Genomic DNA, 21,170 nt, shown 5'->3' with positions numbered 1-21,170 from the left:
TAATTGTATTTATCAATGAGCGAAAGGGGTGATATAAGTGGAAATAGGACAATCGGTAGTGTTTACAATTCCCATACTTGGAGGCATTCCTGTCACAACTACAGTCGTAGTTACATGGATAATAATGGCCATATTGACGATAGCTTCTCTCATAGTCACCAGAGGTTGGAATCAAGTTCCTACTGGCGTGCAGAATTTTGTTGAGACTATCATAGATGGCTTAAACTCTTTCACAAAAGATGCATTAGGAGAGTACTGGGCATCATTTGCGCCGTACTTAGGGACTGTTGCCTTGTATCTGATACTTGCAAACACTATCGATTTATTTGGTTTGACACCTCCTACAAAAGACTTAAGCGCAACCTCAGCCTTGGCAATCATGTCTATCATAGTTGTCATAATCGCGTCGATTAAGGCCAAAGGCTTGAAAGGCTATGCAAAATCATTTTTTGAACCGATGCCATTCTTTTTCCCTATGAAAATTCTTGATATGTTCACAAGACCACTGTCACTTGCAGCCAGGTTATTTGGCAACATCATAGCAGCCTTTATAATCATGGGTTTAATAAGCAAAGTAGTACCAATAGTCGTACCAGCCATATTCAGCATATACTTTGACTTATTCGATGGTGCACTACAGATGGTGGTGTTTGTATTTTTGACTATGCTTTATATTGAAGAAGCAGTTGAATAGTAATATAATTTAATTTGAAGCGATTTAGCTGATGATTTAAAATTTTAACAAAAAATATAATTAAATTAATTAAAAGGAGAGATGAAAATGAATTTATTGGCTATAGGAGCAGGAATAGCTGCAATTTCAGGTATTGGAGCAGGAATAGGTATAGGTATTGCTACAGGAAAGGCGGTTGAAGCTGTATCAAGGCAGCCAGAATCCAGAGGCAGTGTAATGCAGTTTTTACTCCTTGGAGGTGCTTTGTCTGAAGCAACAGCCATTTACGGTCTTTTAGTTGCCTTTTTGATAATATTCTTCATGAAACCATAATGATACGAAAGAAGGTAATAAATTGAGCCTTATAAATCCGTATACTTTTATTTTCACCATTATAAATCTTGTCGTCTTGTATTTGATATTGAGAAAGTTTTTGTTTAAACCAGTTACACAATTCATGGAAGAAAGGTCACAGAGGATAAAGAATTCTCTGGATGAAGCAGATAGAAAGGTTCATGAAGCTAACGAATTAAAAGCACAATACGAAGAAATATTGAAAAAAGCAGATGATGAAGGGAAGGCTATCATCGACAGAGCAGAAAAGTATGCAAAAGAAAAGGCGGAAAAGATCATAGAAGAGGCTAACATAGAAGCAAAAGCCATAATAGATAGGGCAAAAGAAGAAGCTGAGACGGAGAAGATAAAAGCGATGCACGATCTTAGAGTTAGCTTGTCGCACCTTATAATAGAGGCTGCATCAAAGGCTATTGGCAATATCAACATCGATGATGATAAGATCATCAATGATGTGGTTAAGGAGGCAGGTGCATCTTGGAACAAGTAATAGCAAAAAAATATGCACGTGCTCTTTTTAACGCAGCAATAGAAAATGACAGCATAGAAAAATACTACAGTGAGCTTAAAAGTATATCTGAAATGTTGAAAGATAAGCAAATATATAGAATTATTACAACAAGAGGTATCTATATCAAGCAAAAGATGCGCTTGATAGATGACATCTTAAATGGTTATGATAAAGAAGTCATAAATTTCATAAAATTGATCATATCAAAACACAGGGAACACATCTTTCAGGAGATTTTTAATGAATATGAGAAATTGTATTTAGATTACAAAGGCATCATAAATGCCACATTAATCTCTGCACACCCACTGGACTCAAAGACACTTGACGCTATTAAGAGCAGATTGGAGTCGAATTTCAAAAAAACAGTCAATTTGAATCCTACAGTTGATGAGTCTATACTGGGTGGATTGAAGATTTTAATAGGAAATAAAGTTATTGATGGCTCTATAAAAGGAAAACTTGAAACTATGCTTAAAAATCTAGTAAGTGCAAGCTGAAAAGACTTTAAAAATAGAAGGTGAATATATGGATATAAAACCTGAAGAAATCACATCAATTCTGGAAGACAAAATAAAGAATTTTGATTTTGCCATTAAAACAGAGGACGTAGGACGCGTTATAACAGCCGGAGATGGCATAGCGAAGATATACGGTCTTGATGAAGCCATATACGGCGAAATGGTAGAGTTTGAGAGTGGCGTATACGGCATGGTGATGAACCTTGAAGAAGATAGCGTAGGTGTAATTGTCTTAGGGGATCCTGAATCTATCAAAGAAGGTACAATAGTAAAAAGAACAGGAAAAGTTGTGGAAGTACCTGTTGGATATGGCCTTTTAGGCAGAGTCGTAAATCCATTAGGTCAGCCTTTGGATGGGAAAGGCCCTGTAAAAAGTGATGGCACAAGGCCTGTGGAGTATCCAGCACCACCTATAATAAAGAGAAAGTCTGTCGATACACCGTTGCAGACAGGTATCTTGGCAATTGACGCTATGATTCCGATAGGCAGAGGTCAGAGGGAACTCATAATAGGAGATAGGCAGACAGGAAAGACTGCTATAGCGGTAGATACTATAATAAATCAAAAGGATAAAGATGTCTACTGTATATACGTTGCAATTGGACAAAAAGCTTCGACTATTGCTGGACTTGTAAATACATTAGAAAAGTTTGGGGCTATGTCATATACGACAGTAGTAGCATCTACTGCCAGTGATTCAGCAGCGCTTCAATATTTGGCACCATATGCAGGCTGTGCGATGGCAGAACACTTTATGTACGACAAAAAAGACGTCCTCATAGTCTACGACGACCTATCAAAACATGCTGTGGCATATAGGACGATTTCGCTTCTTTTGAGAAGGCCACCAGGAAGAGAGGCATATCCTGGAGATGTATTTTACCTCCATTCAAGGCTTTTGGAACGTTCGGCTAAGCTATCCGACGACATGGGTGGCGGCTCGATTACGGCATTGCCGATAATAGAAACACTTGCAGGCGATATTTCAGCTTACATTCCTACAAACGTCATATCAATAACAGATGGTCAGATTTATCTTGAGTCAGAGCTTTTCTATTCAGGTATAAGGCCTGCCATAAATGTGGGTCTTTCGGTATCACGTGTCGGTGGTGCTGCTCAGAAAAAAGCCATGAAAAAAGTATCTGGAAGAATGAGATTGGAACTGTCGCAGTACAGGGAGTTAGAGGTCTTTGCACAGTTTGGATCTGATCTGGACAAATCTACCCTTGATTTGTTAAGACAAGGTGAGAGAATTGTTGAGATAACAAAGCAGCCAAGGTATCAGCCTATTTCAATGGAAGATCAGGTTATAATGATATACACAGTAATGAATAAGTACCTTATGGATGTGGAGCTTCAAGATGTTAAGAAGTTCATAAAAGATTTGTTGGAGTTTATTGACATAAATCATCCTGATATAAAGAAAACTATACGGGAGACAGGAAAATTAGAAGATGATACGATTGAAAAGTTGAAGGCGGCTATTGAGGAGTACAAGAGCAAATACGCATCGAAAGGTGATGCATAATGGGAAAGCGAGACATTCAGCTTAGGATAAAAAGCGTAAAAGAGACCCGCAAAATCACAAAAGCTATGAATCTCATATCAGCTGCAAAGTTTAGAAAAGCAAAAACGATGCTGGATAACGTGAGACCTTACTATGAAAAGATACAATCAACTATGGAAGATATACTTATTCATAGCGGTGAAGCAACTTCACATTATTTTGAAAGACAGCATGAAGCAAAAGGCACAAGGAAAAAGGCAGTAATTGTCATAACTGGTGACAAAGGATTGTGCGGTGGATACAACCACAATGTCATAAAAAAAGCAGAAGAAGTCATAGATGGTGATACGCAGAATCTGATGGTCATTGGCGAAGTTGGCCGAAGCTATTTTCTTGAGAAAGGTTACAATGTGGATGTGGAATTTTTATACACAGCTCAAAATCCTACCACATCAGCAGCAGGTGAGATATCTGATTTATTAGTTGATATATACGACAGAGGAATAATAGACGATATTTACGTTGTTTACACTGAGATGGCTGGTCTAAGGCAGATTGTAAAAACAGTAAAAATCTTGCCTTTAGATATAAAGAATTTCAACAGCGATAAAGATGTCAAAATTCTAAGCGATATGATATACGATCCATCGCCGACAAAGGTTTTTAACCTTTTGGTTCCTGAGTACATCAAAGGTCTGGTGTATAGCTTTTTGGTAAATGCTTTTGCATCAGAACACTTTTCGCGGATGGTTGCGATGGATGGAGCTACATCAAATGCTGACAAGATGATTGCGAAGTACACATTAGAGTACAATAGATTGAGGCAGGCTTCTATAACGCAAGAGCTTTCTGAGATAATCGGAGGTTCATCCGTTTAGGCTTTAAAAATTTTTAAATTGAATGGAGGCTAATATGAATAAGGGTTATATAACACAGGTAATAGGACCGGTTGTTGATATACGTTTCGACGAAGAATTGCCGCCAATCAACAATGCCATAAGAATCCCATTTAAAGGTGATGAGATAATTGTAGAAGTATCTCAGCATACAGGCGACAACACTGTAAGGTGTGTTGCGATGTCGTCTACAGATGGACTAAAGAGAGGGATGGAATGTTTTGATACAGGCGGGCCAATTTCTGTACCGGTGGGCGAAGGTACGCTTGGCAGGATGTTTAATGTGTTAGGCAAGACGATGGACGAACTTGGCGAAGTAAAAGCAGACAAGTACATGCCTATACACAGAGATGCCCCCAGTTTCGAAGAGCAAAGCCCAGTCACAGAAATCTTAGAGACTGGCATAAAAGTCATAGATCTTCTTACACCATATGCAAAAGGCGGTAAGATAGGTTTATTTGGAGGAGCTGGCGTTGGCAAGACAGTTTTAATTGAAGAGCTTATAAGAAATATAGCGACAGAGCATGGTGGATATTCCATTTTTACAGGTGTTGGTGAAAGAACTCGTGAAGGTAACGATTTGTGGCACGAAATGAAAGAATCTGGCGTCATAGACAAGACAGCATTTGTCTTTGGACAGATGAATGAGCCACCAGGAGCCAGAATGAGAGTTGCTCTTACAGGACTTACTATGGCTGAATATTTTAGGGATGAAAAGCATCAGGATGTGCTTTTGTTCATCGACAATATTTTCAGGTTTGTTCAAGCAGGTTCAGAGGTATCTGCACTTCTTGGAAGAATGCCGTCTGCCGTCGGTTATCAGCCTACACTTGCGACAGAGTTGGGAGCACTCCAAGAAAGGATAACTTCCACAAGAAGCGGATCAATAACATCTGTACAAGCTGTTTATGTGCCTGCAGACGATTTGACAGACCCTGCACCTGCAACTACATTTACACATCTTGATGCAACTACGGTTTTGTCAAGAAGTATCGTTGAGATGGGTATATATCCAGCAGTGGATCCATTAGATTCTACGTCAAGAATATTGGAACCAAATATAGTTGGTGAGGAACATTACACTGTTGCAAGACGCGTTCAGGAAATACTTCAGAAGTACAAAGAGCTTCAAGATATAATAGCAATACTTGGCATGGATGAATTGTCAGATGAAGACAAGCTTACAGTGTACAGAGCAAGGAAGATACAGAGATTTTTGTCACAGCCTTTCTTCGTTGCCGAAACATTCACGGGAATACCAGGCAAATATGTGCCATTGAAGGAGACAATAGAGGGATTTAAGAAGATTGTCAACGGTGAAATGGACGACATACCTGAAGCAGCATTTTTCATGGTAGGAAACATCGACGAAGTGTACAAAAAGGCCGAAGAAATGAAGTGAGGTGCATAACATGGACAACAAGTATCACCTCGAAGTATTGACTCCATATCGCAAATTCTACGATGGCGATGTGGAGGAAATCATTGTTACTACAAGTGCTGGTGAAGTGGGAGTCCAAAAAGGTCATATTCCGATGACTGTCGCATTGGGAATTGGCACGCTTAAGATAAAAAACGACAACGAATGGAGAGAAGCCAGCATTTCACATGGATTTATGGAAGTAAAGCAGGACAATGTCGTAATACTGGCTAATGCTGCAGAATGGCCTGAAGAGATAGACATAAAAAGGGCTGAAGCAGCTAAAGAGAGAGCTGAAGAAAGGCTAAGGCAAAAGAAAAGCCAGAAAGAATATTTTCTCGCTAAGGCAGCATTGAGGCGTGCCCTTGTTAGAATGACGATTGCAAAAAAATACAAAAATATATAAAATTTACCTCCACCATTGTGTATAAAAACATCCTATTTAGACCAAAATCTAAATAGGAGAAAATAGTGGAGGTGTTTTTATATGAAAAAATTAATAGCTTCTGTATTTGCATTCATAATTTTGACAGGAATATTTAATGTTTATGCCACCGAAAATTCAACTGTTATTTCAAAAGAAGAAGCCATATCTATAGTGAAAGAAAAATTAGGAGACATAAAATACGACAGTGAGAATATTCAATACAGAGAATTTACAAATAAAGACTCTGTATGGATCTTAAGCTACACAAAAAATGACGTTTTTGAGAATACCACTGTCACTGTAGACGCTACGACAGGTGAAATAATAAGGTACAATTTTATAAGCGATTTTAAAGGCAACAAGAATATAAAGCGAAACGATGCTAAAAAGATAGCAGAAGAATTTTTAGATAAAGTGCGACCTAAGAATTTAGGCAAGTACAAGTACGATGCAAATTACAAAAATGATAGCTACAATGAATACGGCTTTAAATGGAGAAGAGAAGAAAATGGTATCGTGTTTCTGTACGATACAATAAATGTTTCTGTAGATAAAAAAACAGGTTTAGTCACTCATTACACATATGATTGGACAGGTGGGGACTTGCCTACACTGAAAAACGTGATCGATATAAATGAGGCTACAAAGCTTTTTAAAGAATATCTAAAACCTAGATTGGTTTATACGGTAATTTACAGTAGAAATAAAGGCGATGTAAAACTTGTATATGTTTCACCATCGCCTCAATATATGATAAATGCGTATACAGGTAATATAATAGACGTAAATGGAAACGCAGTAAAGCTAAGTGCTCCAAGCAATGTAAATATTAAAATGGATGTGGAGCCTGTATTAAGCAAAGTACCTGTAGACAAAGAGAAAGCCTTAAAAATAGCTGCAAAATATGCAGGAAGCAATTATGAATTAAAAGATACAGCTTACATTGAAAAATATGGTGGGCTTAATTTAAAAGTATGGACATTCTCATGGAATAAACTAAATGGAATAGGATATTTGCACGTTGCTGTAAATGCAGATACCGGAAATGTAGTTGATATTTTAAAAAGCACTAAAAGCGGTTTCAATTTATCAATTTCCCGGGAAACAGCTCTCAATAAAGCGGAATCATTTGTAAGAGAAAATTTTAAAGAGCTATTACCGTACATTGATTTTGGATTTAACAATGCAAATCAGAAAAATGAAAGTGTCTATGGGTACCACTTTGTCTTTCCATTAAAACATTACAACATACCTTTCATAAACAATGGCGTAAATGTGGATGTTGATGGAGATGGAAATATATCTGCATATACTTACAAAAACTACGATATACCTTATCCAAAGCCTGTCAACATTATGAAACAAGATGAAGTTACAATTAAATACTTAAAAGCATGCAATTTTTCACTGAAATACTACAAAACTGCAAATGGCATAATACCGGTTTATACAGTGGACGACCCTGTTGAATCAAGCTTAATAGATGCAAAGTCAGGTGAAATAATAAAACCATATTAAAAAGGGCTTTTTAAGCCCTTAAATTATCTTTAGACGGCATTTCAGATAGAATCATGCTTGTTATCATGAGAAATCCTCCTATGATGGATCGCAATGTCATGATTTCTCCAGATACTAAATAAGCAGTTATGGCTGAAAAAACTGGTTCTAAAGAGAATATGATGGCAGCATGCGTGGCTGATGTATTTGCCTGCATCGTATTTTGAACTGCCAATGCAAACGCCGTTGCAAATATACCTGTCAATATTAGGGCAAACCAAACGGTTTTATCAGTTGGTATTGTAGGTTTCTCATATACAAATGAAAGAATTCCGCTTAATAGTGTTACGACGAATATCTGAATTATTGCAAATGATATTGTATCAACTGATGGCGCGTATTTTGCTATCAAGACTACCTGAAACGCAAAAGATACGGCACAAAGGAGGGTGAGAAAGTCTCCAAAGTTAATTTTCAAGTCAATATTAGCTGTCATGAGAAATAACCCGCCAAGTGCTAATAATACGCTTAACCATGATGTCTTTGACAATTTAGCTTTTAAGAAAAATGCTTCCAATATAGGCACAAGCACCACATTAAATCCAGTAATAAAGCCAGACTTTGAAGCAGTCGTGTATTTTAAGCCAAGTGTCTGAAATGCATAGCCCAAAAAAAGCATTATACCTACAATGATAGAGACTGCAAATGTATTTTTATCAATATGAAGCAGCCTCTTGCCAAACATAATGACAAGAATGATAAGTGCTATGGAAAATCTTAAAAATAAAAAATTATAAACTGGCAATATGCTTGTAGCGTTTTTTACTACGACAAATGTAGACCCCCAGATGACAGTTACTAAAAGTAGCATTATATCGCTTTTTAATTTTTTAGACAATATTTAAGCCTCCCTTAAATCATGGTCTGAAACGTTGTGCAATTGGCATTCGCCTTCCTACGCCAAATGCTTTTGTGGTGACTTTGAGACCTGGTGCTGCTTGCTTTCTCTTGTATTCGGCGCTATTTACCTTTCTTATCACATCTTTTACCAATGCTTCATCATAGCCTCTTGATACGATCTCACTTATCGATTTATCTTCTTCTATGTACAGCTTTAATATATCATCCAGTATCTCGTACGGTGGCAGAGAATCTGTGTCTTTTTGATTTGGCCTAAGTTCGGCTGATGGAGCCTTTTCTATAGTGGATATTGGAATGATGATATTTTCTCTATTTATATATTTTGCAAGCTCATACACCATTGTCTTTGGAACATCAGATATTACAGCAAGTCCACCGCTCATGTCACCATACAGTGTGCAGTATCCTACAGCTATTTCTGATTTGTTTCCTGTTGTCAGGACCATGTGACCTTCTCTATTTGATATGAACATGAGATAATTGCCTCTTATTCTGGCTTGCAGATTTTCTTCTGCAAGGTCACCTACAATATTGCCATCTTTATTAAAAATAGATATATAGCTTTTAAAGACATCTTCAATAGGTATTACCCTATACTCAATATTGAGATTTTGTGCCAGGTCTCTTGCATCGTCTTTGCTACCTTCTGAGGAATAACGAGACGGCATAGATACACCAAGTACATTCTCACGCCCTAATGCTTTTACTGCAAGGGCGCATGTGACAGCAGAGTCAATCCCGCCGCTTAAGCCTACCACTGCCTTTTTAAAGCCGGTCTTTCTAAAATAATCTCTAAGCCCTAAAATCAGCGCATCGTGAACCCACGATATGTTTTCATTTATGTCTTTAAGGGACGCAAGATATTCAAGCTCATCAGTATCGATAAAAGCGAGATCTTCGCAAAAAGCCTTAAGATTTACCACTCTTTCGCCATTTGAATTTATTACGAAGCTGTTTCCATCAAAAATCAGCTCGTCATTGCCGCCTACTTGATTTACGTATATAAGAGGCAGCTTGTATTTTTTTGATATTTGCTTTACCATTTTGACTTTTAATTCATGCTTTCCAAGATTGTATGGTGATGCAGAAATATTTATAAAAATGTCTGGATTTAAGCTGTACTGTTCTTCTAATACGTCAATATCGTACCTTGGTCTCTCCCAGAAATCCTTGTCGTTCCAGATGTCTTCACATATATTAACTGCAAGCCGCACTCCTTTAAAATCTATGCAAGCGCGCTTTTTAGCTGGTTCAAAATACCTTTGCTCGTCAAATACATCGTAATTTGGCAAAAGGGTTTTATCTGCTTGTCCTACAATTTTGCCGTTGTAAAGGAGAAGTGCTGAGTTGTGAAGCAAGTAGTCTTTTTCTTCATCTCTTGTAACGGTTCCTACAATGACACCGATGCCTTCTGTCTCAGGTAAGAGAATATCATTAAGCATTCTATCTGCAGTTTCTAAAAAATCAGGGTTGTATAGCAGGTCCTTTGGAGGATATCCGATTATAGACAATTCGGGAAAGACGATGAGATCCATCTGGGCTTTTTTAGCCTCTTTTATATTCATGATTATCTTTTCGCAATTGTTTTTTATATCTCCAACGGTTGGATTCAATTGTGCCAATGCTATCTTCATATAGTATCACCTCGAATTATTTTCATAAAGATATTTTAGCACATAATAAAAAAAAATACACCAGCATAAGCGGTGCATGATATAAATTACTACCACTTTATGATTTTCTTTTCGATGTAGACTAATAGTACGTACATAAGTGCGGCCAGGATAGACAGTATAAGAACGCTTGTCATTACTATGTCTAACTTAAATACTTGCCCTCCATAGACGATAAGGTATCCTAATCCCGCTTTTGATACCAAAAATTCTCCTGTTATGACACCGACCCAAGACAAACCCATGTTGATTTTTATGGCAGACATGATAGTGGGGATACTGGCAGGCAATATGCATTTTGTAAGTATTTGAAATTTGGTGGCACCAAACGTCTTTAGAAGTTTTATCTTATCTTCGTCCACTTGTTTGAATCCTGTCTCAAGGCTTATAATAGTCACAATCAGCGATATGGCCAGACCCATCGTTATAATAGGTGCTTCGCCATTGCCCATCCAGACTATAAATATCGGTCCTAATGCGATTTTAGGTAGGCTATTCAAGACGATCAGGTATGGTTCTGCAACTTTTGAGGCAAAGTCAGACCACCAAAGCAATATGGCTATCACTATGCCAGAAAATGTTCCAAGAGCAAATCCGACAAGTGTCTCGCTTAATGTGACCCATATATGCGTAAAAAGTGAGCCGTCTTCGCTTAAGTTTATGATGGTTTTTATCATGCGAGAAGGTTGGCTAAATAAAAACGGATCTATAAGCTTTAGCCTTCCTGCTATTTCCCATAAGGCAAAAAAAGCAATGAGTATGGATAGTTGAGTGATTTTGATGGCTAGATTTTTTCTTTTCACTTTTTTTAAAAATTCTATATGCTCTTTTGAGATGTTTTGCGATACTTCATACATGAACATCGAGCTCCTTCCAGATTTCGTTGAAGTATTCTTTAAATTCAGGTGCTTTTCTACATCCTATAGGTGACCGGTTGTCACACGTAAGATGTATCTCATATATGTTTTTTACGACCGCAGGTCTATTAGACAAGACGACGATTCTGTCGCACATTGCGATGGCTTCAGAGATGTCGTGTGTGACTATGACTGCTGTCTTTTTGACATTTTTTAAAATAGTCCACACTTCATCAGATATTGCAAGCCTAGTTTGATAGTCAAGGGCTGAGAAAGCCTCATCGAGAAGCATGATGTCTGGTTTTAAGGCCAATGTCCTGATTAGTGCTGCTCTCTGCCTCATTCCGCCAGATATTTGGTTGGGGTAATGGTATTTAAAATCGGATAATCCATATCTTTCCAAAAGGTCTTCTACGTTTTTTATAGAGTTTTCATTGACGGCACCTTGTATCTCAAGACCTAAAAGGACGTTTTGCATGATGTTTCTCCATTCAAAAAGATGATCTTTTTGAAGCATGTATCCGACCTTACCGTTTACAACGACACTTCCTTTTGACGGCTTTAAAAGGCCGGCTATTATGGATAAAAGTGTGGATTTGCCGCATCCGGAAGGTCCTATGACACCTACGAATTCACCTTCACACACATTAAATGATACGTCTTTTATAGCTTCTGTTTCGCCTTTTATCGTATGATAGTTTAAAGATATGTTTGAAAGCTCAACCATTACTTTCCTCACCAGATGCACCTCCTGTCATATTTAATCATACTTACAGGGGACAATCTTTCGGTTGTCCCCACAATACTATTTCTTTATGGTTGCGACAGCCTTATCGGCGAAAGTGTTGTCGATTAAAGCATTTGGATCTACTTTGCTATCAATCTCACCAGCGTTTAATAAGACATTCTGAAGAGCATCAAAATCTGATGGCTTCATCTGTGGTGTAGTGCCCCATGCATCTATGCTTTTATACCTGTCGATTACCTTTGCTATTATATTAATATCAGTATCTGGGAAAAAAGACTTTATGTCTTCAGCTACTTGTTTTGATGAATGAGATTGCACGTATAGCATGCCTTTGTAAACTGCATTCGTGAAGTGTTGGATGATGTCAGGATGCTCTTTTATATAGCTTTTTCTTGCGTTAAATGTTGTATAAGGCACATCGTGTCCAGCGGCACCTACAGATGCCACGATGTATCCGCCTTTTTCACTTTCCACTTGTGATGCAGTTGGCTCAAAAAGTGCTACGTAGTCTGCATCTGATCTCATAAAAGCACCTGCTGTCGCTGTAAATTGAAGATTCGTCACGAGATTTACATCTTTTTTAGGGTCTATACCATGCTCTTTCAGTATATATTCGAGAGTCATTTCCGGCATTCCACCAGGTCTTCCGCCTATTATCTTTTTGCCCTTTAGATTTTCCCACTTGAAATTAGGCTCTGGTTTTTTCCCAACTAAGAAAGAACCGTCTTTTTTTGTAAGCTGTGCAAAATTTACGAGGTAATCTTGTTTTCCTTCCTTGTACACATAGACAGTTGTTTCTGGACCTTGAAGCCCAATGTCAGCTTGACCTGATACAACTGCTGTTGCAGCTTTGTCGGAGCCTTGTGCGGTTGTTATCTCTAATTGCAGTCCTTCTTCTTTGAAAAAGCCTTTATTGACTGCTACATAATATGGTGCGTAAAAAATCGAATGTACAGTTTCAATAAAGTTTATCTTTGTAAGCTTTTGCTCTTTTGCTTTGCAACCGGTAAATAAGAAAGATGTAAGTACAAATATGAGTATAAGAGTGAAAATAAGTAATTTTCTGCCTCTCATGTGAATACCTCCTATTTAATTTGATTTCAGTTTATTATATTCTATCAATTGGAAATGGTGATTGGATAAAGATGAAGTTTTTTTCACACTGCATTTTGTTAAATGATTTCAAAAGAAGGAAATTAAGTTTTTTTGTCGAATAAGATTACTTGTGCATTTTTATAAAATATATAAAGGAGAATCGATATGGCACAAAAAGCAGCAAAAAAGAACAAGGTCACCATTAATGTTTCTAAAAGAAGCACAAATTACATAAACGCGATAAATGTTGTATTTTACATATCGTTGCTTCTTCTTATAGCTTTACCGCCGTATTTTCGCGGTATGTACTTTGACAATGAATTTTTGCCTACTATATGCATTACTTCAGTTGTGGTCGTAATATGGTCATTGATGAAGATTATAAAAAAAGAGCCGATAATCTCTGAAAGACTGGATTATGCCGCAATATCAATAATAGGAGCATATCTCATCTCTACGTTTTTTGCTGTAAATATAAGATCTGCAATAGGGGAAGTATTAAAGTACGTCGATTATGTGTTTGTATATTTTTTGGTCAGCAGACTTGCCAATGACAAGAAAAAAATATGGATACTTTTGAATGTACTTGTTTTAAGCTCATTTGGAGTGGCTTTCGTAGGTCTTTTGTCTGCAGCGGGATATGTGAATTACAATGGTTCATGGGTTGGAGGAAGGATTAATTCCACATTTCAATACGCCAATACTGCTGCATCGTTTTTGATGGCGTTTTTGCTTGTAAATTTTGCACTCATATCGTACACAAAAAACAGGTATTTAAAAGCACTTTATGGAGTAGAAGCTTTTATGCAGCTTTATGCTTATGTTTTTACATTATCCAGAGGCGCTTGGGTGATGTTTCCGTTTCTGTTTTTGTTCCTTATAATAATGATGCCAAAAGGGAAAAGGGTAGAGCCATTCGTTTACCTGATAGGTGTAATCATAGCGTCAGCGCTGCCAATACTTAAATTTAACTCTGTCGTAAATGGACCAAAGCCTCACAATTTGGTTATGTGGATACTTGTAGGATGCATCTTAGCATTATTATTCACGTACATTGTAAGTTTTTTGGTTGAAGTTGTAAACAAGATAAGCTTAAAAATAGGCATATCCATAATCGTCATTGTGGGTGTGGTATCAACTGTAGCGGGTTATATGGTATTGACAACGGAAGTGCCACTTACACTAAGTCATAGCCAAAACGAAGCGGATAGCGGTAAAAGCGTCATAAGATTTGTCGACGTCGATGCGGATAGAATATATGTGTTGAAGTACGATGTCATATCAAAGAATGATGATAATAAAGATTGGGCGTACGATATTACCATAGAAAGCAGAAATGACCTTGATCAGCCTACAAAGATAAAAGATGTGTACGATAAAGAGGCTTTCAGTGGTGAAAAGACGATAGAATTTTCTACTTTGAAAGACACGAAAAGATTAGCCATTACTTTTACAAACTACTTTAAAGGTACTTCTGTCACATTTGACAAGGCGTACATTTATCCTAAGAATGATCCAAGTGCTGTACAAAATATAATGCTTAAATATAAATACCTTCCTGAAAATGTGGCGTCAAGGATACAAGACATAAGCTTGACAAGCCACAGCAGTTCTGAGCGAATGCAGTTTTACAAAGATGGATTTAAGATTTTTAAAGACTATCCGCTTTTTGGTGCAGGTGGAGGTGCTTGGGCGTCACTTTACTTCAAATATCAGTCATACCTGTATTGGACGACGCAGACACATAACTATTTCATGCAGGTCTTGCTTGATACTGGTTTAGTCGGAGCTGCAGCGATGATATTCTTCTTGGTGATGTTGATACTGTCTGTTATCAAGCTTTATAAGGCTGAGATAGATATAGATGAAAGGATACTATTGGCAGCAGCTACGGTAGGCATATTGAGCATATATGCCCATGCCGCTATGGATTTTGACCTTTCGCTGTCTGCTGTGACAATAGCCCTATATTCCCTTATCGGTATAATAAACAGCATGAGCATATGTAAGGTACATAAAAATATAGCTGCCGCGAAAGGGAGAAAATCGTACACTGGATACTACAGTTTTGGCATTTTGATAGTTGGAATAGTTGTCATGTTTATGTCTTTTTCACTTTCCACTGCATTGAGATATGCAGAGAAAGGAGACCAATTTGCAAAGACTAATAATATACCTCAGGCAATGCAGTATTACAAAAGTGCTGTTTCTTATGATCCATGGAATGCAAAGTACAGGATGTCTTATGGCCAGACATTGGCAAGTATAGCTGACCAGACAAAAGATGCGGCAACTTATCAAGAGGCAATGACCCAAGAACAAAAAGCGGTTGATTTAGAGCCGTTTAACTCTCAGCTTTTAGCACAGCTTGGAGCATTCTATCTATCACATGGGCAGATAGATAATGGGCTTAAGTATGTTAAAAAAGCCGTAGATGTACAGCCTTTAAGACCAGAAAATTATCAGCAATTGGCAGATGCCTATAACAAAGTCGGGATGTTTTACCTGCAAAACAATGATAAAGCAAAAGCGAAAGAATATCTTGAAAAGGCTGTAGATGTTGAAAACTTGTTTAATAAGGCTAATTCAAAGTCAGAAGAGCCAAAACCTATGACGGATGTTACAAAGCAAATAATACAAAATTCAAAAGAAGTATTGAAGGGGATACAGTGATGTATCCTTTTTTGTATCCATATTGTACTGATTGACATGTTCGTATTAAATAGATACAATTGATTTAAATTAATAAAATTGTTATATATTAAATAGGGGGAATAAGTACAATGAATGAAAGATATGAGTTAAATAAAAACCTGGCTCAGATGCTAAAAGGTGGAGTCATAATGGATGTTACAACGCCTGAACAGGCTGTAATTGCAGAAAAAGCTGGTGCAGTTGCGGTAATGGCACTTGAAAGGGTACCTGCTGATATAAGGGCACATGGCGGCGTAGCAAGGATGTCAGATCCAAAGATAATAAAAGCGATAAAAGAAGCTGTGTCAATACCTGTCATGGCAAAAGTCAGGATAGGACATTTTGTGGAAGCACAGGTTTTGGAAGCTTTGAAGATAGATTACATCGATGAGAGTGAAGTGCTGACACCTGCAGATGAATCATATCACATAAACAAGTGGCAGTTTAAAGTACCATTTGTTTGCGGTGCAAGAAACTTAGGCGAAGCATTAAGGAGAATTGGCGAAGGTGCTTCAATGATAAGAACTAAAGGCGAAGCAGGCACAGGAAATGTAGTTGAGGCAGTAAGGCATATGAGGACTATCAATGCTGAAATCAAAAAGCTTACGACTCTAAGTGAAGAAGAGCTTATGGCAGCGGCAAAGGAATTGCAAGCACCTTATGAATTAGTAAAATATGTAGCAGAAAACGGGAGACTGCCAGTTGTGAATTTTGCAGCAGGGGGGATTGCAACGCCTGCAGATGCTGCGCTGATGATGCAGCTTGGAGCAGATGGAGTCTTTGTAGGTTCAGGCATATTTAAATCAGAGAACCCTCAAAAGCGTGCTGAAGCAATTGTAAAAGCTACCACATATTACGACAAACCAGAGATAATAGCAGAAGTATCAGAAGGATTAGGCGAAGCAATGAATAGCATCGACATAAGGGATCTTTCAGAAAAAGACCTATATGCAACTAGGGGTTGGTAAAATGCGAGTTGGTGTTCTTGCTATACAAGGTTCTGTAAAAGAACATGTAGATAAACTAAAAAGATTAAATGGTATAATACCCGTAGAGGCAAAAGATAAAGAAACTTTGAAAAACATAGATGCACTTATATTACCTGGCGGGGAAAGCACTGCCATAGGAAAAATGCTTAATGACTTTGACTTAAAAGATACCATAGTAGATCTTTACAAGTCGGGTGTGCCAATATGGGGAACGTGTGCAGGTATGATATTGATGGCTAAACACATCGTAAATGATGATAAAGTTTATCTTGGTATTATGGACATAAAAGTGCGCAGAAATGCGTATGGAAGTCAGCTTGATAGCTTTACTGCAAAACTTAGTATGCCTGACGTATCAAAAGATAAAATAGATGCAGTGTTTATAAGAGCGCCTTATATTGAAGATGTAGGAGAAAATGTAAAGGTGCTATCTAGATACAATGGGAAAATAGTGGCTGCAAGGGAAGGAAACCTTTTTGCTACATCATTTCATCCAGAGCTGACGAATGACTTAAGCTTTTACAAGTATTTTTTAAGGCTGCATTAAATACAGCCTTACTTTATATTTTGCATACTTTAAAATTTCATTAAAAATTTTGATAGTAAAAGAAGGATTTTCAAATTTTATGTCGAATAAATAGAAAGTAGTAATAATATCCAGTAACATTTATGCTGATGTTTCGGCACTCATAAATATTACTGGTGATCATAGAAGCTTTATAAGCGGAGACGGTGAATTTATTCACTGGTGTCCGTATGGCGAAGCTATACCTATTTTGAGGGAAATGTGATATAATTTAAGGAGAAAGAAAATAAAATGAATGATTGGCACAGCGATTTTGTAACAGCAATAAAAGAAGAGCTAAAAGATGAAAAAGTTGAAATAAAACAAGAAGAATATCTATCAAAAGAGCCTTTAAGAATAGATGTCATAATAATAAAAAAAGAAAAAGATGTAAAAATTAATAAGAGAGTAGGACAGATATTTAAAAGATACAATATAATAGAATACAAATCTCCTGATGATTATGTATCAATAGATGATTATTTCAAGGGATTAGGCTATGTATATCTATATAAATCAATAATGAATGCTTACGACAGATCACGAAAAGAAGTTGATGATATAAAGATAGATGAATTGACATTGACATTTGTATGTAGCAATCTTCCTAAAAAGCTCATATCATTTTTAACAGAACATAAAATTAAATTAGACAATTCAGATAGTGGTGTTTATTATATAGATAATGAATGGATACCGGTACAGATAATAGTATTATCTGAGTTAGAAAACGTAGAAGAAAATTATCCATTGATGGTTTTGTCAAATAACATGCACTTTAGAAATGCTATAGAGAAAGTAATATCAAGTATAAATGAAGCAAAAGAATATGACAATAAAATAAGATTAATTGAGGCGGCATTTAGAATAGATCCGGGTATAGTTTCGGAGGTGATTAAGATGTATGCAGACAGATTAAGTGAAGAGCAGATGAAATATGTAATAAACAATTTAAAAGAAGCGAACTTCAAAATATATACTGAGGAAGAATTAAAAAAGAGTATGGAAAAAAGCATGGAAAAAGGTATTGAAAAAGGCATGGAAAAAGGTATTGAAAAGGGTATTGAAAAAGGTATGGAAAACCTCGTCATAAGATTATTGAAGAAGAAATTTGATGATGTACCTGAAAAGTATTTAAGGTTAATTGAAGATGCAGATGAGAAAACATTGCTTCAAATAGCAGACAATATATTTGAAATTAATAAGATAGAAGACTTAGAAAAATATATTGTAAATTAACATTATTGATAGTGTAATATAGAGGAGAAAAAGAGTGAAGGATAATAATTTAGATATATCTTATCAGAATAACGATATAATATTAAAATCAATGGCACAAGAATTTAAAGATAAATCGCTTAAGTTTTATGGAATAAATGTACCTAAAATAGTGACAGTTATACCTGCAAATTTACCGTCAATTGAAGTTAAGGAAGATAGGCTGGATTTTATATTTCTTTTGGTAGATGACTCATTGCTGCATATGGAATTTCAAACGACAAATAAAAAAGCTGATATAAAGAGATTTTTGCAGTATGATGCAAGACTGTATAATAAATATGAGAGAGCAATAAGAACTGTTGTAATATATTCTGGTAAGATAGAAGAAGCGATTGGTAGATTAGACATTGGATCAATAATATATAAAGTAGATCAAGTATTTTTAGTAAAATATGATGGTGACAAAATATATAAAGAATTAAACGAAAAAATTGAAAGTAAATTACAACTGACAGATATAGATAAATTGAACTTAATATTTTTACCACTTATGGGGAGCAAAAAAAGCAGTGATGAAATGGCAATAGATGCGGTAGAACTTGCGAAAAAGATAGAAGATGAAGATGAAAAGACATATATGATTGGTGCATTAATAGGGATAAGTGATAAATTTTTGACTGAGGAATATAAAAATAAATTGAAAGGAGCGATAAGAATGACTAAGATAGCCGAAATGTTGATACAAGAGGGAAAGACCGAAGGAAAGGCTGAAGGCAAGATTGAAGGAAAAGTTGAATTAATAATTAAACTTTTAAATAAAAAATTTGACAAAATACCGGAATTGTATGTAAAAAGAATGTATGAGTTAAATATAGATAAGTTAGAAAAGATAGGCGAGAATATTTTTGATATAAAAAAGATAGAGGACTTAGATAAATACTTTAATGAAAATTAGAAAAAGGTAATCAACCTTTTATTTTTTGTGCATGAATACCTATGGCGAAACAATAAGCTTTGAGGCAGCTTTAAGAGTAGATCCGGGTATAGTTTCAGAGGTGATTAAGATGTATGCAGACAGATTAAGTGAAGAGCAGATGAAATATGTAATAAACAATTTAAAAGAAGCGAACTTCAAAATATATACTGAGGAAGAATTAAAAAAGAGTATGGAAAAAGGCATGGAAAAAGGTATTGAAAATCTCGTCATAAGATTATTGAAGAAGAAATTTGATGATGTACCTGAAAAGTATTTAAGGTTAATTGAAGATGCAGATGAGAAAACATTGCTTCAAATAGCAGACAATATATTTGAAATTAATAAGATAGAGGACTTAGAAAAATACTTTAATGATAATTAGATCGATAAAGGTAATTAAGCCTTTTATTTTTTATAAAAAATATTAAAGGGAATTATACGAAATCATAATTTCGGATAATTAGGTGAGAAATAAATTTTTTTTATAAAATTCACAGAGAGGGTTAGTATACATGCAAATAGAATTAATCAATTTAAAACGCCAATATAGCGACATAAAGGACGAAATAAATGAAGCAATAGAAAATGTTCTTGAGAATGGTCAGTATATTCTAGGTCCAGAAGAAAAAGCATTAGAAAAAGAAATAGCAGAATACTTAGGTGTAAAATATGCAATTGGAGTTGCGAATGGTACAGATGCTTTGGTACTTACATTAAAAGCACTTAACATTGGACCTGGTGATGAAGTAATAACGACTCCTTTTACTTTTTTTGCGACAGCAGAAGCAATTTCTCATGTAGGAGCTGTACCAGTCTTTGCTGATGTAGATCCAGATACATACAATATAAATCCTGACTTAATAGAAGAAAAAATCACAGAAAGAACAAAGGCTGTTATCCCTGTTCATATTTTCGGACAGCCTTGTGATATGGATGGAATAATTGAAATTGCTAAAAAACATAATCTATATGTTATAGAAGATGCATGTCAGGCAATGGGTGCCGAATATAAGGGACAAAAAGTCGGCACGTTTGGTGATGCCGCATGCTTTTCATTTTTCCCGACAAAAAATCTTGGCGGCTATGGTGATGGAGGAATGGTTGTAACAAATAATAGCAATATAGCTGAAAAAGTAGATATGTTACGAAAACACGGAAGCCAAAAGAAATATTACAATGAAGTAATAGGATATAATAGCAGACTTGATGAGCTACAGGCAGCGATTTTAAGAGTAAAATTAAGATATCTTGATAAATGGAATAACATGAGAATAAGTGCTGCTAATAAATACGATAGTTTATTAAGCGATTTATCAGACATTATTAAAACTCCATATAAAATAAAAGAAGCAAAACATATATATCATTTATATTGTATTCAATGTGAAAATAGAGAAATTATAATGCAGAAATTAAAAGAGAGAGGTATCGCAACAGGAATATATTATCCTGTTCCATTGCATTTGCAAAAAGCTCATACAAATTTAGGGTATAAACAAGGAGATTTGCCAGTAGCCGAAGATTTATGCAAAAAAATATTTGCTATACCGATGTTTCCGGAAATATCTGATGACGAAATAAATTACATAAGTGATACCCTTCATAAAATTGTTAAAGGAGCATGA

The 21,170-nt window shown here is 36.1% G+C and carries 21 protein-coding genes; 16 read left to right on the top strand and 5 right to left on the bottom strand.

Annotated elements, in window-relative coordinates; genetic code table 11:
* Positions 1-37 precede the first annotated feature (37 nt).
* The 9 genes from HNR52_RS07180 (at position 38) to HNR52_RS07140 (ending at position 7,827) form a co-directional block, all read left to right on the top strand.
* The gene (locus HNR52_RS07180; protein ID WP_013788581.1) at positions 38-694 is read left to right on the top strand and encodes a F0F1 ATP synthase subunit A; all 657 of its coding nucleotides are present in this window, start codon (positions 38-40) and stop codon (positions 692-694) included.
* A gap of 87 nt (positions 695-781) precedes the next feature.
* Positions 782-1,006, top strand: coding sequence for an ATP synthase F0 subunit C (gene atpE / locus HNR52_RS07175; RefSeq protein WP_013788580.1), 225 nt, complete (start codon positions 782-784; stop codon positions 1,004-1,006).
* Positions 1,007-1,028: 22 nt separating this feature from the next.
* Positions 1,029-1,517, top strand: coding sequence for a F0F1 ATP synthase subunit B (gene atpF, locus HNR52_RS07170; protein WP_435620132.1), 489 nt, complete (start codon positions 1,029-1,031; stop codon positions 1,515-1,517).
* The gene (locus tag HNR52_RS07165; protein ID WP_435620131.1) at positions 1,505-2,038 is read left to right on the top strand and encodes a F0F1 ATP synthase subunit delta; all 534 of its coding nucleotides are present in this window, start codon (positions 1,505-1,507) and stop codon (positions 2,036-2,038) included. The genes atpF and HNR52_RS07165 overlap by 13 nt, the downstream gene beginning before the upstream one ends.
* Before the next feature lie 28 nt (positions 2,039-2,066).
* A complete protein-coding gene (atpA, locus tag HNR52_RS07160) occupies positions 2,067-3,587 on the top strand; it encodes a F0F1 ATP synthase subunit alpha (protein ID WP_435620130.1) in 1,521 nt (506 codons plus the stop codon).
* Positions 3,587-4,444, top strand: coding sequence for an ATP synthase F1 subunit gamma (gene atpG, locus HNR52_RS07155; protein WP_013788576.1), 858 nt, complete (start codon positions 3,587-3,589; stop codon positions 4,442-4,444). Before atpA ends, atpG begins: the two co-directional genes overlap by 1 nt.
* Positions 4,445-4,478: 34 nt before the next feature.
* The gene (gene atpD / locus HNR52_RS07150; RefSeq protein WP_013788575.1) at positions 4,479-5,864 is read left to right on the top strand and encodes a F0F1 ATP synthase subunit beta; all 1,386 of its coding nucleotides are present in this window, start codon (positions 4,479-4,481) and stop codon (positions 5,862-5,864) included.
* Between the two features lie 10 nt (positions 5,865-5,874).
* Complete coding sequence (locus HNR52_RS07145; protein ID WP_435620129.1) at positions 5,875-6,288, top strand: F0F1 ATP synthase subunit epsilon; 414 nt, start codon at positions 5,875-5,877, stop codon at positions 6,286-6,288.
* An 81-nt stretch (positions 6,289-6,369) separates the two neighbouring features.
* Positions 6,370-7,827, top strand: coding sequence for a PepSY domain-containing protein (locus HNR52_RS07140; RefSeq protein WP_435620128.1), 1,458 nt, complete (start codon positions 6,370-6,372; stop codon positions 7,825-7,827).
* Positions 7,828-7,837: 10 nt separating this feature from the next.
* Here the strand turns inward: HNR52_RS07140 and HNR52_RS07135 are convergent, their stop codons facing one another.
* The 5 genes from HNR52_RS07135 to HNR52_RS07115 form a co-directional block, all read right to left on the bottom strand.
* A complete protein-coding gene (locus tag HNR52_RS07135; RefSeq protein ID WP_013788572.1) occupies positions 7,838-8,704 on the bottom strand; it encodes a DMT family transporter in 867 nt (288 codons plus the stop codon).
* A 19-nt stretch (positions 8,705-8,723) separates the two neighbouring features.
* Complete coding sequence (locus HNR52_RS07130) at positions 8,724-10,361, bottom strand: NAD+ synthase (RefSeq protein ID WP_435620127.1); 1,638 nt, start codon at positions 10,359-10,361, stop codon at positions 8,724-8,726.
* 89 nt (positions 10,362-10,450) lie between these two features.
* Positions 10,451-11,257 carry an ABC transporter permease gene (locus HNR52_RS07125; protein ID WP_435620152.1) on the bottom strand — a complete coding sequence of 269 codons (807 nt, stop codon included), beginning with the start codon at positions 11,255-11,257 and terminating at the stop codon, positions 10,451-10,453.
* Positions 11,250-11,996 (bottom strand): ABC transporter ATP-binding protein, encoded by a 747-nt coding sequence (locus HNR52_RS07120; RefSeq protein ID WP_041592116.1) that lies wholly within the window; start codon positions 11,994-11,996, stop codon positions 11,250-11,252. Before HNR52_RS07120 ends, HNR52_RS07125 begins: the two co-directional genes overlap by 8 nt.
* A gap of 66 nt (positions 11,997-12,062) precedes the next feature.
* Complete coding sequence (locus HNR52_RS07115; RefSeq protein ID WP_435620126.1) at positions 12,063-13,079, bottom strand: ABC transporter substrate-binding protein; 1,017 nt, start codon at positions 13,077-13,079, stop codon at positions 12,063-12,065.
* A gap of 186 nt (positions 13,080-13,265) precedes the next feature.
* Between HNR52_RS07115 and HNR52_RS07110 the strand changes: the two genes are divergently transcribed.
* From HNR52_RS07110 to HNR52_RS07080, 7 genes are all read left to right on the top strand, one after another.
* Complete coding sequence (locus tag HNR52_RS07110) at positions 13,266-15,773, top strand: O-antigen ligase family protein (protein ID WP_435620125.1); 2,508 nt, start codon at positions 13,266-13,268, stop codon at positions 15,771-15,773.
* A 110-nt stretch (positions 15,774-15,883) separates the two neighbouring features.
* Positions 15,884-16,762 carry a pyridoxal 5'-phosphate synthase lyase subunit PdxS gene (pdxS, locus tag HNR52_RS07105; RefSeq protein ID WP_013788566.1) on the top strand — a complete coding sequence of 293 codons (879 nt, stop codon included), beginning with the start codon at positions 15,884-15,886 and terminating at the stop codon, positions 16,760-16,762.
* Between the two features lies 1 nt (position 16,763).
* A complete protein-coding gene (gene pdxT, locus HNR52_RS07100) occupies positions 16,764-17,330 on the top strand; it encodes a pyridoxal 5'-phosphate synthase glutaminase subunit PdxT (RefSeq protein ID WP_435620124.1) in 567 nt (188 codons plus the stop codon).
* A 270-nt stretch (positions 17,331-17,600) separates the two neighbouring features.
* Positions 17,601-18,587 (top strand): DUF4351 domain-containing protein, encoded by a 987-nt coding sequence (locus HNR52_RS07095; protein ID WP_435620123.1) that lies wholly within the window; start codon positions 17,601-17,603, stop codon positions 18,585-18,587.
* A gap of 34 nt (positions 18,588-18,621) precedes the next feature.
* On the top strand, positions 18,622-19,524 hold the full coding sequence (locus tag HNR52_RS07090; RefSeq protein WP_435620122.1) for a DUF4351 domain-containing protein: 903 nt from the start codon (positions 18,622-18,624) through the stop codon (positions 19,522-19,524).
* A gap of 31 nt (positions 19,525-19,555) precedes the next feature.
* The gene (locus HNR52_RS07085; RefSeq protein WP_435620121.1) at positions 19,556-19,927 is read left to right on the top strand and encodes a DUF4351 domain-containing protein; all 372 of its coding nucleotides are present in this window, start codon (positions 19,556-19,558) and stop codon (positions 19,925-19,927) included.
* Between the two features lie 130 nt (positions 19,928-20,057).
* Positions 20,058-21,170: a DegT/DnrJ/EryC1/StrS family aminotransferase gene (locus HNR52_RS07080; protein WP_435620120.1), complete on the top strand. Its 1,113-nt coding sequence runs from the start codon at positions 20,058-20,060 to the stop codon at positions 21,168-21,170.

The organism is Thermoanaerobacterium thermosulfurigenes (assembly GCF_051201035.1).
Taxonomy (GTDB): Bacteria; Bacillota; Thermoanaerobacteria; order Thermoanaerobacterales; family Thermoanaerobacteraceae; genus Thermoanaerobacterium; species Thermoanaerobacterium thermosulfurigenes.
Note: the sequence above shows the minus strand (reverse complement) of the source record. Positions and strands in the feature narration are given on the sequence as shown.